This window comes from Pleurocapsa minor HA4230-MV1 (genome assembly GCA_019359095.1).
Lineage (GTDB): Bacteria > Cyanobacteriota > Cyanobacteriia > Cyanobacteriales > Xenococcaceae > Waterburya > Waterburya minor.
In genome coordinates, this window is record JAHHHZ010000026.1 from 140954 (window position 1) to 154866 (window position 13913).

At 40.7% G+C, this 13913-nt stretch carries 12 protein-coding genes and 1 pseudogene; 4 read left to right on the forward strand and 9 right to left on the reverse strand.

Annotation, left to right across the window (positions count from 1 at the left end; translation table 11 throughout):
* Positions 1-115: 115 nt before the first annotated feature.
* Positions 116-1567, reverse strand: coding sequence for a glutamate--tRNA ligase (locus KME09_18565; protein MBW4535944.1), 1452 nt, complete (start codon positions 1565-1567; stop codon positions 116-118).
* A 523-nt stretch (positions 1568-2090) separates the two neighbouring features.
* Between KME09_18565 and ahcY the strand changes: the two genes are divergently transcribed.
* Positions 2091-3491 carry an adenosylhomocysteinase gene (ahcY, locus tag KME09_18570; GenBank protein ID MBW4535945.1) on the forward strand — a complete coding sequence of 467 codons (1401 nt, stop codon included), beginning with the start codon at positions 2091-2093 and terminating at the stop codon, positions 3489-3491.
* Between the two features lie 439 nt (positions 3492-3930).
* Here ahcY and KME09_18575 read toward each other — a convergent pair whose 3' ends face one another.
* The 5 genes from KME09_18575 to KME09_18595 all read right to left on the reverse strand — a co-directional run bounded on the left by KME09_18575 (position 3931) and on the right by KME09_18595 (position 8807).
* Positions 3931-4740, reverse strand: coding sequence for a class I SAM-dependent methyltransferase (locus KME09_18575; protein MBW4535946.1), 810 nt, complete (start codon positions 4738-4740; stop codon positions 3931-3933).
* Between the two features lie 4 nt (positions 4741-4744).
* Positions 4745-5836, reverse strand: coding sequence for a glycosyltransferase family 4 protein (locus KME09_18580; protein MBW4535947.1), 1092 nt, complete (start codon positions 5834-5836; stop codon positions 4745-4747).
* 186 nt (positions 5837-6022) lie between these two features.
* Entirely contained in the window at positions 6023-7102 is a 1080-nt protein-coding gene (hrcA, locus tag KME09_18585; GenBank protein ID MBW4535948.1) for a heat-inducible transcriptional repressor HrcA, read from the reverse strand.
* Positions 7103-7192: 90 nt separating this feature from the next.
* Entirely contained in the window at positions 7193-7540 is a 348-nt protein-coding gene (locus KME09_18590) for a rhodanese-related sulfurtransferase (protein ID MBW4535949.1), read from the reverse strand.
* 280 nt (positions 7541-7820) lie between these two features.
* Positions 7821-8807, reverse strand: coding sequence for a tyrosine-type recombinase/integrase (locus KME09_18595; GenBank protein MBW4535950.1), 987 nt, complete (start codon positions 8805-8807; stop codon positions 7821-7823).
* Positions 8808-8949: 142 nt separating this feature from the next.
* Between KME09_18595 and KME09_18600 the strand changes: the two genes are divergently transcribed.
* Positions 8950-9324, forward strand: coding sequence for a four helix bundle protein (locus KME09_18600; protein ID MBW4535951.1), 375 nt, complete (start codon positions 8950-8952; stop codon positions 9322-9324).
* Positions 9325-9350: 26 nt separating this feature from the next.
* Here KME09_18600 and rlmB read toward each other — a convergent pair.
* The 3 genes and pseudogenes from rlmB to KME09_18615 all read right to left on the reverse strand — a co-directional run bounded on the left by rlmB (position 9351) and on the right by KME09_18615 (position 11119).
* Positions 9351-10082: pseudogene (gene rlmB, locus KME09_18605) on the reverse strand (23S rRNA (guanosine(2251)-2'-O)-methyltransferase RlmB).
* Positions 10083-10269: 187 nt separating this feature from the next.
* Entirely contained in the window at positions 10270-10671 is a 402-nt protein-coding gene (locus tag KME09_18610; GenBank protein MBW4535952.1) for a ribonuclease III, read from the reverse strand.
* Positions 10672-10777: 106 nt separating this feature from the next.
* The gene (locus KME09_18615) at positions 10778-11119 is read right to left on the reverse strand and encodes an STAS domain-containing protein (GenBank protein MBW4535953.1); all 342 of its coding nucleotides are present in this window, start codon (positions 11117-11119) and stop codon (positions 10778-10780) included.
* A gap of 547 nt (positions 11120-11666) precedes the next feature.
* Between KME09_18615 and KME09_18620 the strand changes: the two genes are divergently transcribed.
* Both KME09_18620 and KME09_18625 read left to right on the forward strand, forming a co-directional pair.
* On the forward strand, positions 11667-12971 hold the full coding sequence (locus KME09_18620; GenBank protein MBW4535954.1) for an ABC transporter substrate-binding protein: 1305 nt from the start codon (positions 11667-11669) through the stop codon (positions 12969-12971).
* A 36-nt stretch (positions 12972-13007) separates the two neighbouring features.
* Positions 13008-13889, forward strand: coding sequence for a sugar ABC transporter permease (locus KME09_18625; protein MBW4535955.1), 882 nt, complete (start codon positions 13008-13010; stop codon positions 13887-13889).
* The last annotated feature ends 24 nt before the right edge of the window (positions 13890-13913 follow it).

Consider the following 13913-nt stretch of genomic DNA (forward strand, 5'->3'; position numbering starts at 1 on the left):
AAAGTTATTTTTGAGAATCGGATTTAGTATGATTCCATGACGACGAAAAAAGGCTATAAAAGCGATCGCCGTAATTAGCGATCGCTCGATTTTAATTAAGTTTTTTTCTGCTAATTTAAGCAGAGATTTTAGCCAGAGTCTGTTCTAAACGAGTTTTATCTGCACCCAATTGATTGAGTAGTAACCAGGTTTGAGTCAGATCGGGGCCATGTAATTCTCCTGTTAAACTCGCCCGCAGCGATCGCATTACTAAACCTTTTTTGACTTTCTGGCTTTTAGTCACCTGTTTAATCAAGGTTTGGGCATCTTCTGCCGTAACCGTATCAGTGCTATTAACCCCTGCCACTATTTCACCAACTACCTCAGCTACGCCTTCTTGCTGCAGTAAATCCATTGCTTCATCGCTGTATTGCACTCCGTCGGTAAAAAATACGCTGGTTTCTTTAATTACGTCCGTCAAACGGTTGAGAGTCGGCGCAGTCAACGCAGTCAAATCTTCCAACCAGGAGCGATCTTTACTATCAATGTCATAACCAGCTTCTTGCCAATAGGGAATCAAAAGATCGGTTAGTCGATCGGTAGGCATTGCATGGAGATACTGACTATTAAGCCAATCTAACTTATCCCAGTCAAATTTTGCCCCAGCTTTATTCACCCGATCCAAATCAAATTCTGCTGCTGCTTCCTCTAAAGTAAAAATCTCTTTGGTTGAATCGGGAAAAGTCCAGCCTAGTAAGGTCATGTAGTTAACTAAGGCTTCAGGGAGAAAACCCATTTTACGAAAATCATCAATGGAGGTAACGCCATCTCGCTTGGATAACTTGCGCCCATCTTGATTCAAAATTAAAGGACTATGAGCAAAAATGGGAATTTCTGCACCCAAGGCTTCATAAAGCAGAATCTGTTTAGCAGTATTAGCAATATGATCTTCTCCTCGAATCACGTGGGTGATCTGCATATCAATATCATCAACTACCACCGCCAGGTTATATAGTGCCTGTCCATAAGGCTCATCATTCTCTGCTGCACGGGCGATTACCATGTCACCACCCAAATCGCTACCCTGCCAACTGACAGAATCCCTAATAGCATCTTGCCAGATAATAGTGCGATCGCTATCAATTTTAAACCGAATTACTGGCTTGCGTCCTTGCGCCTCAAATGCCTGTTTTTCCTCAGTACTAAGATGACGATGACGATTATCATAACCAGGGGCTTTACCCATTGCCTTTTGAGTTTCCCGCATCTCCTCCAATTCTTTAGGAGTGCAATAGCAAGGATAAGCTAAACCTTTATCGAGTAGAGTTTGTACGGCTTGCTGGTATTTGTCTAAACGTTGAGTCTGAAAAAAGGGGCCTTCATCCCAATTTAAACCAAGCCACTCTAATCCTGACTTAATATTTTCCGTATATTCAAGACGCGATCGCGCTGCGTCCGTATCTTCAATTCTTAGAACAAAAGTTCCTTGATGATGGTGGGCATATAGCCAGTTAAACACTGCTGTTCTTGCCGTGCCAATATGTAAATTACCTGTTGGTGAAGGAGCAATCCTGACTCTAACACTCACAAAATACCTCTTGTCTGAAACTAATGTTTGTCTGTGGACAGTACTTTATTGTAGCGATATTTAGGTAACTGCCATTTAAAGGTAGTTTCGCAATTTAGAGCAGATTTTCGATTTTCTTAGTAATTGTCCAATATTCCCTAAATCAGTAATCAGTTAAATCAAGATTAGGTAAATATTGCAGCATTTGTTAGTAAATACTCCGAATCAGCTTAATCTATTTTAATAATTGTGTTATATTACTGAAGAAAATATGGGGCGCAAAACAATATCGTGTTTGCAATTTAGACATTTTGATTGATTGTTAGGGCGACGTAGTCATGTCTATGTTTACCGTTATTCGTAGCAGAGAAAAAGTAAAGTCCTGCACGATTCAACAAAAATGCTATCTGAGTAAGTCAAGACATAGCCACTGTGCAAGCGTTCGTTTATAACTATTTAAGTTGACGAGTTGCTAAGTTAAGCTTAGACGAAATTGCTCGTACAAACCCTTTGACCATAGTAATTTAGCTAACTAAAGGATTTTATGAATACGCAAGTTATCACCAAAGAAACAAGTAAACAAGACTATAAGGTAGCTGATATTTCTTTAGCAGCTTGGGGACGCAAAGAAATCTCAATTGCTGAGGGCGAAATGCCTGCATTGATGGCAATTAGAGCCAAGTACAGCCAAGCGAAGCCTTTACAAGGTGCTAAGATCATCGGCTGTATTCACATGACGATCCAAACGGCAGTTTTGATCGAAACCCTAATTGAACTAGGCGCTGAAGTACGCTGGTCTTCTTGTAATATCTTTTCGACTCAAGATCATGCTGCTGCTGCGATCGCTGCTGCGGGCATTCCCGTCTATGCTTGGAAAGGCGAAACTGAAGAAGAATATATTTGGTGTATTGAGCAAACCTGCTACAGCCAAAATGGCGAACTGTGGGATGCCAACATGATTTTGGATGATGGTGGTGACTTAACTGGTCATATTCATCAGAAATATCCTCAAATGCTGGATAAAATTCATGGTGTTACTGAAGAAACCACCACTGGAGTTCACCGTCTCTGGGAAATGATCGAAAATGGCGAGTTAAAAATCCCTGCGATTAACGTAAATGATGCGGTTACCAAGGCTAAGAATGATAACAAATATGGTTGTCGTCATAGTTTAAATGACGCTATTAAACGTGGTGTCGATCACTTGATGGCTGGTAAAAAAGCGTTAGTCATTGGTTACGGTGATGTCGGTAAGGGTTCTGTTGCTTCCCTAAAGCAAGAAGGCATGATTGTCAAAGTTGCTGAAGTCGATCCAATCTGCGCAATGCAGGCTTGTATGGACGGTTTTGAAGTGGTATCTCCATATATCAATGGTGTCAACGATGGTACTCCTAACAGCATCAACAAAGACCTTTTGGGTACTTTAGACATGGTTGTTACTGCCACTGGTAATTTCAACGTTTGTGATGCCAATATGCTATCTAGCCTCAAAAAAGGCGCAGTAGTTTGCAATATCGGTCACTTCGATAACGAAATTGATACTGCCTTCATGCGCAGAGAATGGCGTTGGGAAGAGGTTAAGCCTCAAGTACATCAGGTATACCGTAGTGACGATCCTCAAGATTTCTTGCTGCTCTTATCTGAAGGACGTTTAGTCAACTTGGGTAACGCTACTGGACATCCTTCTAGAATTATGGATGGCTCTTTTGCCAACCAAGTATTAGCGCAAATGTTCTTATATGAACGCAAGTTTGCCGACAAGTCAGCCGCAGAAAAAGCTAATGCTATCACTGTCGAAGTACTACCTAAGCACCTAGACGAAGAAGTAGCCCGCTATATGGTTGCTGGTTTTGATGGTGTGATTACTCAGTTGACTGAAAAACAAGCTAAGTATATCAATGTCCCTGTGAACGGGCCTTTCAAAACCGATGCTTATAAATATTAAACAGTAGTTGTAAGAATCCCGTTAGTTTAGCTGGTTAAGTTAATTAAATTCAACTAGTTAAGCTTTTACGAAATACATTACTAGATTTAAGGTGAGTCAAGCTCGCCTTTTTTTTTGGTTATTTTCGACTCAAATACTTCTAGGTTTCACTTGAATGCTAGCTAACGGATATTAGACTTCATACCAATTTTCAATAGTCTAGATGCTTTAGTAGTAGCGCGTCTAGGCTAAAATATTGGGTTCATTTAAGTAGCGTGGGGTGTGCCTCGCACTACCGACTACCAATTTTAATTATTTTAACCCAACAAGTTAGAGTGGACGCGCTAGGCGCTAGTAGGTTGGGTTGAGGCACGAAACCCAACGATTAAAAGATTTTGTTGGGTTTCACTATCGTTCTACCCAACCTACCAAGTCTACCAAGTCTAACGAATATCAGACTTCACATCTGAATTAAGTAGGCACCTTTTTCTAAAGGCAGATACTCAGCATGAGACATTTTTAACTCTTCCATCCATTGCTCAACAATTTTTGCTTCATCAGCTCTAGCTCCATCATCCAATAGAACCATTGCATTCTTACTCAGTTTCTCGTGTAGCATCGGTAGTGCTGGGTATCGAGCCAGTTTCTGAGTCGTTCCTGGGGGGCCATCCACAATCAACAGATCGATCGCCCCAGGGATTTCTACCTTAGTCAGATCGTACCAAAGCCATTTAGCGCCATTAATTTCTACTTCCACTAGGGGAGCATAAATAACGGTGGCAACATCATTCAAACCATGGAGGGACAAATTATTTTGAGTAGTCTGAGCAAATTTTTCCTCATGCTCCAAAGAAATCAATTTGCCCGTACCAAGTCGCTGCAAACAATAAGCAATGATTAGGGTAGAAACACCACTAGAAGCTTCCACCACCAATTGCGGTTTTTGGCTATGGGTTAAGGAAATAATCTCTTTTAACAGATCTGGCGAGGCAGCCCACCCCCTGGTGGTGGGTAGGGGAAACTGGGGTTTCAAGGTGGCGAAGATCGAAAAGAGGGACTCAATTTGTGCCACACTAACTTCATTCACTCTTTTCAGTTCAGCATTAAACAGTTGAGTAGATGCCTGAAAAGATTTTTTCACCTCAGCTTGAAAATCATCCTGTTGAGTAATCAGTTTTTTTTGTGCCTTAATTAAATTCACCATCAAGATTAAATTGAAGCTTAAGGCAATTAAGATCAAAGTCGCAACAGTAGGGATACCTTCAAACATAAATCTATTTTTTATTCGCTAACTTTGATTGGGAAACATCTTGAAACCAAAACTCAATGCGATCGGCAAAGGCACTCAGGGAAAATTTTCGTTCCACCGACAAGCGACAGCTATAGCGATCGATTTGCTCAATTTTTTGCAAACCTTCAGCCAGGGCTGCGATCGATTTAGGCTCAACTAACCACCCTGTAACTCCATCGTCAATGATTTCCCCTGGCCCTCCCTGATCATAGGCGACAACGGGTACTCCACAAGCTAAAGCCTCAATTACGACATTGCCAAAGGCTTCAATCCAATGAGAAGTCATTAATAACCCAGCACAGTTACCTAGCCTTGCTTGAAAATCCGCAGTTGCCAAAAATCCATGGTAATTATAAGCCGATGAAGGATATTTATTTTGAATAGCTTGCCAATAATCATGATTCTGAATCACGCCAAATATCTCAAGTTTTTGTTCAGCTAGCATAGCTGCTTCAATGGCATCAGCTAGACCTTTCTCTGGAGAAATGCGACCAGCCCAGGCTAAATTTTGGGTCTTAGGTTTTTCAACAAAAGTGTACTGTTGCAGATTGATCCCTTTTCCCATAACGAGCAACTCTTCCTTGGCTTGAAAAGTATTAGCTGACACGCGGGTATTCACTGCTAAGGTTTGGGGAAACATTGCCGTTGTCTGACTAACCATGCGATTCATCACGGGAGAAATACAACTCATACTGATCCAATGAGCAATAGGGCGTTCAAAGAAAGGGGTTAGGTAAAGAGGCAGCCAGTCATAGGCAAAATTAACCAGCAGATCGTAATTATGTTGCACGGCATAGGCGTAGTCCCACATGTTTTCTAATACCGAATTGTCAGGAATTACAACGGTATCTTGCTCCGTATCATCTTGGGCTAGGGCAGAAAAGTTTCCTTCGATTAAGTGAAGATCGCGGCAGATAATCTTAGAACCCGCTGGAGCCACCACATCAATTCCATGACCCCTAGCGGATAAGTTATTGACAATATTTTTGATCGTTAGCTCAACACCTCCCGCCTTACCAGAACCGATTGAACCCACGGGAGTTGAGACGACGAGTATATTAAGTAGATCTTTCATGATGATTGTGAAAAACAGTTGATCGAAACTAAGCAAGAATTAAAGATCTTGCTATTGCCACATCTTCTTTGTTGAGTTCCACAGATAATTCTACATTGGACTTTCCGCAAAATATAGGCGATCGCCTTTTTTGCAAAAAGATAAATTAAGATAATTTAAGATAAATTAATTAGACTCTATTTACTGCTAGGCAAAAGCCTGAAAGGGATTAGAAAGATAATCAGCAGTATTTTTCACTAAAGCGATCGCATTTTCATAGAGCATTCTTTTTGGCCCCAAAATACCCACTCTACCGACGGGAACACGATCTTGGTAGTAATTGGCAGAAACTAAGGTACAGGTTTGCATCGGTTCTAGGCTATTTTCCATCCCAATTTTAATGCTTACCCGTTTAAGGGATTCTAATTCAGGGAAGCTAAAAATGATCGGGGATAACTGTTCTTGCTGTTCTTCTAGCAAAGATAAAAGTGTTTGTACCTGTTGTAATTGCGAAAATTCAGGCTGGCGTAAAAGTTCGGCTACGCCATGAATTACCATCGGACTAGGGCTATTGCTTTGTAGAGCCAGTTTTAACTGATCTAAGAGGAGTTTTAAAAAGTCACTATATTGAGCAAACTCATTGTCTATTTGAGTCCATTTAATTGTCGTAATATCTGATAAGCAGCAACCTCTCAACTCACGATCTAGAAAATTGGATAAAAGCTGTAGTTCATGATTAATATTCGATTCGTCTATTTCTGCTTCTGAGAGGGGCGACTCCATTAAGATCGATTGTGTTTGATAAGAATCGGTCACCACAATCAACATCACCTGATTAGCAGCAACTCGCACCAGTTGCAAATGACGCAGAGTGCAATTAAGTTTTTGCGGGAAAGTCACGAGGGCAATATAGCCACTCAGAGTAGCCAGAATTTTGGCTGCACGCTGTAGTAATCCTTCAAAATTAGCTCTGGCAATTTGTAACTCTTGCTGGACTATTTTTTGAATCGCTTGGTCAATATTATCGTTAGGAACAATTAAATGATCGACATAAGTACGATAACCTGAATCAGAAGGAACTCTACCCGCAGATGTATGAGGTTGATAAAGTAATCCTGCGGATTCTAAACGTCCCATGACATTGCGGATAGTGGCGGAACTAACATTAAAATCGTACTGCTGTGCCAAAGTTTTAGAGGCTACGGGTTCAGCAGTGGCAATATAGTGTTTAATAGTGGCTTTTAATATATCTTGATGTCTAGCAGTCAGTTCTGATTGATTAACCATTAAATATATTTATTTGAGTTAATAATTATTTAAAATAACTTTAAAATTTTGGCTAAAGTATAGCCTGTTCCAGATATTAATTACAGTTCATTAATAACGTCTGATGCTGGAATCGACCAAACATGAATAAGCATCAATTCCTCCCGTCACATTTTTAACCTCGCTAAATCCTCTCATCGCAAGCCATTGGCAGAGTTGAGCCGATCGCATTCCATGATGACAAATAACAATCGTTTCTATTTCTGGTTGCAAATCAAGCAAAATCTGCTCTGACCACTGTTCAAACTCACTTAGAGAATAAACGGCGAAACCTGGAATATGGGCAAGATCTACTTCGCTTCTTTCTCTCACATCAATTAGCTGCAATGAGTTACTAGAAGCCAACAAGGTTGCCAACTGATTAACATCTATTTCGGGGATTGGAGAATAATACACGATTACTTAAATACTATTTAACTATTATTAAAAAATTCTGTCGATCATTCATCTTCCCTTAGTTCGATCCTGATATACTGTTAATTTTTTTACGGATCGCTTAGGTTAAGAGGTTAAGACTAAGTAATTGATCGAACAGAGGCATCGCTCTTACTATCTGAAGGCTAGATTGAATTAGTAAAGGGCTTCGCCCAAGCTCTTAACTCTTAGCCTTTTATTTAAGTAATCGAATGGAAGCTAAAAGCTAACAGCTAACAGCTAACAGCTTTTTAAGGTAACAGTTTTAAATCGAAGGAATATCAATCTTGAGCTTGAGTGCTGGATTATTTTCCCAGCGATCGCCAACGTGAGTATAAATACTGGTGGTACGAGGGTCGCTATGCCCTAATAAGTCTTGTACCTGACGTAAATCTGCACCCGAACGCAAGGCTAACGTTCCCGCCGTATGTCTTAAACTATGAGCGGAAATAGTCCGACCAGGAGTATGTTTTAAGTCGGCTAGCTTAAGGTAGGTATCGACAATAGTTCTAATCCCCCGCCGAGAAATTCGCTGACCCCGCGAATTATTACCCGTAGAGATAAATAAGGGTTTTGTCGGTTGCAATACTTCTCCGCTAGTTTCCCTTTGATGGAGATATTCCACCAGCAGATGAGCTAGATCGGGAGTGAGGGGAACAACCCGAATACTTCTTTTACCTTCAACTCGCACACCGAGGTTCTTTCCCTGTCTGACAACGCTGGCAATATCGGCACGGTGCAGTTCAACGGTGCGTGTTCCTTCCAATGCCATGATCCCTAACATTAGCCGATCCCTAGCAGATTTAAGCGAACCATCGTGAGGTACTGTCCCGAATAAAACTTCTACCTCTTCTGCCTCCAAATAGGTGATCTTTTCCGCAGGATCGTACTTCTCTCGCGGTGGCTTAACTCCTGCTGCGGGATTCATAGCAATTAGACCCTTTTCTACCGCAGCCTGGTAAAAACGACGGACTACTGCTAGCTTGAGGGCAATGGTAGCTGGCTTGTATTGTTGCTGTTTAATCATCCAATGACGATACTTTTTGATATCATCTTTGACGACGATGACAGGATTTAGCTGACGGCGATCGCACCATTGCAAAAACTGATATAGCTGTCTGGTATAGGTTTTGAGGGTATCATCAGAAGCATCCCCCGCACTCACATCAATATCGAGAAACTCGGCAAAAACTACGAGTAAATTGTTAGTCGTAATAGCGCTAATTTGTGGGGCATTAGAAGCAGCTAGCATCGATAATGAACGCCTAATTTCGCACAATCATAACACAGGGATGATGGGTAATGGGTAATGGGTAATGGGTAATGGGTAACGCTTAGAACATCACTTATTACAAGTTAAAATTGAATATTAATCACTTATCAATTTTAAATGTATGAATTATGATGAAATTCCTATTCAAGAACGTTCAGAAGATTTTGCTATTAGAGTTATTAAAGCTTATGGTGAAATCAATAGTAAAAAGCATTTTACTGATTCAGCAGTAATTTTGTCCAAGCAGTTTTTAAGAAGTGGTACAAGTATTGGAGCAAATGTTTCTGAGGCAGTTTATGCTCAATCAAATAAAGATTTTATTAATAAATACTCAATTGCTTTAAAAGAGGCATCAGAAACTAGATATTGGATCAAAATAATGGTTAAATCTGATATTGTTCCGTCAAAAAAGTTTACTTTACTCCTAGAAGAAACTGAGAGAATAATTAAAATTCTTACTTCGATCATTAATAAGCTAAAAGCGAAAGAAAAATAAACCCATTACCCATTACCTATTACCTATTATTGTCGCTGCCGAAATACTTCATAAAGAGCGATCGCTGCTGCCACCGAAGCATTAAGACTAGGGGTTTTACCCACTAGAGGAATCGTCACCAACTGATCGCAATTTTTTTCGGTTAACTCGCTCAAACCGCTACCTTCTGAGCCGACAACTAAGCCTACAGCACCACTAAAGTTGGTTTTGTGGAGCATTTGATCTGTATCAGCAGTAGTACCGTAGATCCAGAACCCAGCTTCTTTTAATTTAGCGATCGCCTGATTCAAATTTACTACCCTAGCGATCGCCATATTTTCCAAAGCTCCTGCTGCTACTTTCATAACTGTGGAAGTAACACCGACTGCTCGACGCTGAGGAATTACTATCCCTTGAACACCTAAAGCCTCAGCGGTACGAATAATTGCCCCTAGATTGTGGGGATCTTCAATACCGTCAGCAATCACAATTACAGGATCGGGAGTTTGTTTTGCCCGATTAATTAACTCGGATAAGTCCCAATATTCATAGGGTGCAACTTGAGCAGCAATACCCTGATGATTTCCCCCTTGAGTCAACTGAGACAGGCGCAGAGAACTAACCTCATCAACAATGGTACCGTTGGCTTTGGCTGCTTTAACTAAAGGATAAAACTGTCCATGAGCGAGTAACTTATCCGTGAGCCAGATCCGATTGATTTGGCGATCGCCTTTTAAGGCGGCTAAAACAGCATGACGACCATAGGTTAAATCGATTTCTATTGTCGATTGTGATGCTGGATCAGAAGTAGAAGCTGATGTCGGTTTACTGGTTTTTCCTTTCTTAACAGAAATTTTAGGTTTCACAGTATCGATAATCTCCAAGAATGAATCAAACAAACAATTAATCGATGATTGATGACCAAAGATGATGAACAACCCCAATTAATCTTAGAGAATAAGTGGCTTAATTACTAACTGAATCAAAATCTAATTTGGCTAACAATTCTTGTAACCGCTGGCTATTAGTTAAGTGGAGATAGCCAATCAATGCTTCTAAGCCTGTCGCCTGTTGATATGTCTGACGAGATAGACGGCGTGGCTTGGTAACACAAGCATTGCGTCCACGACGTAAAATTTCTTTCTCTGTATCGGTTAAATCTGGTAACAACGATGCCAAATGAACCGCCTGACTTTCGGCTCTCACTTGGGTAACAACCTGACTATGATAACTAGCCATACGTTTGGGAGGCATGAGAAATCTTGTCCGAACGTATAGTTCAAATACAGCATCTCCAATATATGCCAAAGCGATCGGCGATAGCCTTTCAATTTCAATTAAGCGATCGGCTACGCTAAGATCTGCCATTTTCCCTGAATTAGCCCAAGTTTGAACCGTGTCTGTTGGCGCATTATTACTATTATTTTATTATTTGTCTATTTGCCTCTAGTAAATCTACATCCAATCAGGGACGTTATTTTTTGATATTTTCCAGTGCGATCTCTACAGAAGGCTGAAGAGAGAGAAATTTCTCTAAACGAACTAGTTTTACGGTTTGTGTAACTCGTGGGTTGGTGACAACCTGCAAGCTTCCACCAGCAGTTTGCGCCTTTTTGACGAGCTGCACTAAAGCGCCTAAACCAGAACTATCAATAAAATCGATTTGTGATAGAACCAAAACGATGTTGTTTGGCCCTTCGTCTATACAATTACCAATGACTTTACGAAATGCTGGTTCAGAAAAGGCATCTAGTAATCCAGTAAGACGAAATATTTGGTGATCTTCCCTGACTTCACGAGTGCCTCTTAAGCTCACAGTCAGGTTTAGCTGCTCAGGAATAATCTCCTCCTCAACTGTATCTTTGGTTTTACACAGTAAATTTTACGCCACAAGGACGATATGTCACTGTTAACTTTATCAATGGTAAAGTATAGCCCATTTTTACAGGTAATGTTAACTATCAAAGTGAACATCATTAATTGTCTTACTGATGATTAATTTTAGGTAGATCGACAGCAAGTTTATATTTGACCATAAAAAACCCCACTTTTTTGGTGAAAGCAGGGTAGCAGAGCAAGAGGAATTATTTGTAGGAGTTTTTTTAGTATTTATGAACTATTAGTTAGATTAGATTTTTTTGGTTGAAGAAATATTATCGTTTCCCAACTATAAATACATTCGTGTAAACACGGAGATATAGCGATCGCCAGCAATATTTTGGATATTTATAAATACTTTTTTGTCGCTCATTTTTTGAGATATGGAGGCTTCGTTATAAAGTAGGCATAAGTCTTTGGTTCTGGGAAATATCTTGAGCAGCGCAAATTAAAGCTCAAAAATATGAACAAATATAAATAATGTAATGTCTATTTTTCAAAAAAACTTCAAATTTAATTACTATCCCTTTAAATCCTCTAGCATCAACCGTTGGTTAATTGGATTGCTGACTTTCGGTTTAGTTATCGGGCTAGCAATACTTCCTGTGTGGACACAGCAGCCGATCGCTATTACAACTTTGGTTCGGGCTGATGAAGCGCTAAAGCTACAGCCATTGGTCGCCAAATTTAATCAACAGCATTCTGATATCAAGTTTAAGATTATTGAAGCCCCCAGTGACAGTAACCAGGTGGAAGACTTGTATACATCTTCTTTTTTACTGGGAAACTCTCCTTATGATCTGGTTTACATGGATATTGTTTGGACTCCCAAATTTGCTGCAGCAGGATGGTTGAGAGGTATTAGCGATCGCCTTACCCCAGAAGCAGCGCAACAGTATCTAGCAGAGGATATTGCAGGAGGTATGTATCAAGATAAGTTTTACCGTCTACCCTTTCGTTCTGATGCGGGAATGCTTTATTATCGTCAGGATTTGCTTGAGCAAGCAGGATATCAACCTCCAGAAACTTTTGCACAATTACTGACTATCTCTCAGGATCTCCAACAGCAGGGATTAATAGATTGGGGCTATGCCTGGCAGGGTAAACAATCTGAAAGTTTGGCAGCCATGTTTGTGGAAATCTTAGAGGGACATGGTGCTTATTGGGTTAACCCAGACACCTTAGAAGTGGGTTTAGATCGACCAGAAGCGATCGCCTCAGTAGAATTTTTATGTACAACGATCGCCAAAAAAATTTCTCCTCCTGGAGTCACAACCTATGCTGAAGATGAAACCCGTCTTTTGTTTCAAAATGGCAAAGTTGCTTTTTTAAGAAATTGGCCCTTCGTATATAGTTTGGCAGAAGATTCGGCGATCGCTGGCAAGTATGAGATCAAGCCAATGGTTCATGCTGTCGGCAAAAATAGTGGTGCTACTCTTGGCGGTTGGGGGTTAGGAATCTCTAGTACGACTAAACATTTTGAGGCAGCTTGGCAGGTATTAGAATTTCTCAGCAGCGAAGAATCTCAACGAGAATTTGTGTTAGAAACAGGTTTTCTTCCCAGTCGGGTGGCGTTATTTAATGACCCTGCAATTGTCGCCAAATACAATTATTATCCTCAACTCTTAGATGTAATTCAAAATTCATCCCTACGTCCCCCCATTTCCCAATATGCTCAAGCCTCAGATATTCTTCAGCGTTATCTCAGTGCTGCCATTACTGGCAAAATGACTTCAGCAGCAGCGATGCAGAATGCAGCTAAAGAAACGAGGAATTTGTTAAGCAGATAAGCAAGCATCAGGAAAGTAAAAAGCAAGAGGTAAGAGATGGCATTTAATCGACAAGAAAAAATTACAGGCTGGATCATGTTGTTTCCTGCCTTATTAGTTTTAGGTTTAGTATTTATCTATCCCATTGCTAGGGCATTCTGGCTGAGTTGGTTTACGGAGAATTTGGGAACGCAATTACAACCAGTTTTTACTGGGTTGGGCAACTATCAAAGGATGTTGGGAGATGGCAGATTTTGGCAGAGCCTCTCGAATACTGCGATCTTTACTATAATCAGCGTGTTTTTAGAATTGCTGCTGGGTTTAGGGGTAGCCCTAGTCTTAAATAAATCCTTTTGGGGACGGGGTGTCGTGCGAACAGTGGCGATCATTCCTTGGGCGTTACCCACAGCGGTGATGGGATTGGCTTGGGCTTGGATTTTTAACGATCAGTATGGCGTAGTCAACGATCTTTTACTCAGATTAGGCTTGATCGATACAGGTATCAACTGGTTAGGCACGCCGACTTTGGCGATGATTGCCCTAATTGTTGCTGATGTCTGGAAAACCACCCCTTTTATCAGCATCATCTTATTAGCAGGCTTGCAGTCGATCTCAGAAGATCTTTATGAAGCCCATCGTCTGGATGGTGCTAGTTCGTGGCAAAGCTTTACCCAGATTACGCTCCCGTTATTAATGCCCCAAATTTTGATTGCCTTACTCTTTCGTTTTGCTCAATCTTTCGGCATTTTTGATTTAATCCAGGTGATGACTGGTGGTGGCCCTGCTGGTTCTACGGAAACCGTATCGATCTATATCTACTCGACAGTAATGCGCTATTTGGATTTTGGCTATGGTGCAGCGTTAGTGGTGGTAACTTTTCTCTTACTAGTATTTGCCGTGGCAATTATTTCTGGGCTGCTAAAAAAAGTTCGCGCTTAAGTTTATATTGATTGAGATAAAATT

What these genes read in the sequence shown, in the direction of transcription:
- ahcY (MBW4535945.1), top strand. Translation starts at nt 2,091, where the DNA reads ATGAATACGCAAGTTATCACCAAAGAAACAAGTAAACAAGACTATAAG.
- KME09_18575 (MBW4535946.1), bottom strand. Translation starts at nt 4,740, where the DNA reads ATGTTTGAAGGTATCCCTACTGTTGCGACTTTGATCTTAATTGCCTTA.
- KME09_18580 (MBW4535947.1), bottom strand. Translation starts at nt 5,836, where the DNA reads ATGAAAGATCTACTTAATATACTCGTCGTCTCAACTCCCGTGGGTTCA.
- hrcA (MBW4535948.1), bottom strand. Translation starts at nt 7,102, where the DNA reads ATGGTTAATCAATCAGAACTGACTGCTAGACATCAAGATATATTAAAA.
- KME09_18595 (MBW4535950.1), bottom strand. Translation starts at nt 8,807, where the DNA reads ATGCTAGCTGCTTCTAATGCCCCACAAATTAGCGCTATTACGACTAAC.
- KME09_18600 (MBW4535951.1), top strand. Translation starts at nt 8,950, where the DNA reads ATGAATTATGATGAAATTCCTATTCAAGAACGTTCAGAAGATTTTGCT.
- KME09_18610 (MBW4535952.1), bottom strand. Translation starts at nt 10,671, where the DNA reads ATGGCAGATCTTAGCGTAGCCGATCGCTTAATTGAAATTGAAAGGCTA.
- KME09_18620 (MBW4535954.1), top strand. Translation starts at nt 11,667, where the DNA reads ATGTCTATTTTTCAAAAAAACTTCAAATTTAATTACTATCCCTTTAAA.
- KME09_18625 (MBW4535955.1), top strand. Translation starts at nt 13,008, where the DNA reads ATGGCATTTAATCGACAAGAAAAAATTACAGGCTGGATCATGTTGTTT.